The sequence below is a fragment of the Collimonas humicola genome (assembly GCF_018304945.1).
GTDB lineage: Bacteria > Pseudomonadota > Gammaproteobacteria > Burkholderiales > Burkholderiaceae_D > Collimonas > Collimonas humicola.
Window position 1 is genome coordinate 1 of record NZ_JAGQEE010000021.1, and the last position, 1,281, is coordinate 1,281.

A 1,281-nucleotide genomic window follows, 5' to 3' on the forward strand; every position below is an offset into this window, starting at 1 on the left:
TGGACTGAACCCCTCGGGCTGGACCAAGGCCACGAGAGGAAGTGATACGCTTGTCGAGCCTTCTCAGGAGGAGCGACACCATGTCAGCAAGAGGACCTTATCGGCGGCATAGCCCGCAATTTAAAATCCAGCTTTGCACGGATATTCGGACGGGTAAACTTGGGCGCCGTGAGGCGCTCAAGACCTATAACCTGTCAGCCAACCTCGTGCAAATGTGGCTGACGCAGTTTGATCGCGGTGAGCTGGATAAGGAAGATGCCGCCGCTTCGACAGTTGCAGAGTACGAAGCACAGATTGCGGCCTTGGAGCGCAAGATCGGCCAGCTCGTCATGGAACTCGATCTCCTTAAAAAAACACCTCGGCTACGACTCGTCAGCGACAGCGAGAACTCATCGATCGTCAGCGGCCCGAAGCCTGCTCCATTCGACGGGGATGCCAAATGATCAATCTGCCGCGTAGCACTTACTATTATCGATCAGGCGAGACACAGCAACCAATCGACGACCTTGCTCTGATTGCGTTGATTGACGACATTCATGACGTATTTCCGGGATATGGCTACCGCCGCGTCACTCTGGAGCTCAAGGCACAAGGTCATGTCATCAATCACAAGCGCGTCGCCAGGGTAATGAAGGGGAACGGACTGAACGTCCGACGCCGGCGAAGTTTTAAACCGGCATCAGGAGCCGAGCCCGATTTGGCGACGTTCCCGAATCTTTATCGCAATATCATCCCAACGGCGCCTGATCGTGTCTGGGTGGCAGACATCACATACATTCACATTACGTCCGGCTTCATCTATCTTGCGGTGATCCTGGATGCTTGTAGTCGCAAAGTGATCGGCTATGCTTTATCTAAACGAATAGACACGCCGCTGGCTCTTGCAGCATTGAACGCAGCTTATTCGGCCAGGCGGCCTGTGACGGGTACCTGCATTCATCATTCGGATCGCGGGTGTCAATATGCCAGCGCTCTATACCGTGATGCACTGGTCGAACTAGGATTAATCGGATCGATGAGTGCACCGGCCAATCCGTATCACAACGCACAAGCCGAGAGCTTCATGAAGACGCTGAAGGTTGAAGAAGTCTATTTGGCCGGCTACGAGACATTCAACGATGTCGCAAGTAGATTGCCGTATTTCATTGAACAGATTTATAACGACAAACGCATGCACTCCGCGCTTGGTTATCAATCACCCAACCAGTTCGAGGCACAACACGCTCCGCAAGCGGCTTAGTTTCTAGTTCAACCTTGGTCCAGCCCGAGGGGTTCAGTCCA

At 53.4% G+C, this 1,281-nt stretch carries 2 protein-coding genes; both read left to right on the top strand.

All coding sequences use genetic code 11. The features are described from left to right. Positions 1-80: 80 nt before the first annotated feature. Positions 81-443 (top strand): transposase, encoded by a 363-nt coding sequence (locus KHU30_RS24985; protein ID WP_211445292.1) that lies wholly within the window; start codon positions 81-83, stop codon positions 441-443. Further along, positions 422-1,240: an IS3 family transposase gene (locus KHU30_RS24990; RefSeq protein WP_329956718.1), complete on the top strand. Its 819-nt coding sequence runs from the start codon at positions 422-424 to the stop codon at positions 1,238-1,240. The genes KHU30_RS24985 and KHU30_RS24990 overlap by 22 nt, the downstream gene beginning before the upstream one ends. Positions 1,241-1,281 lie beyond the last annotated feature (41 nt).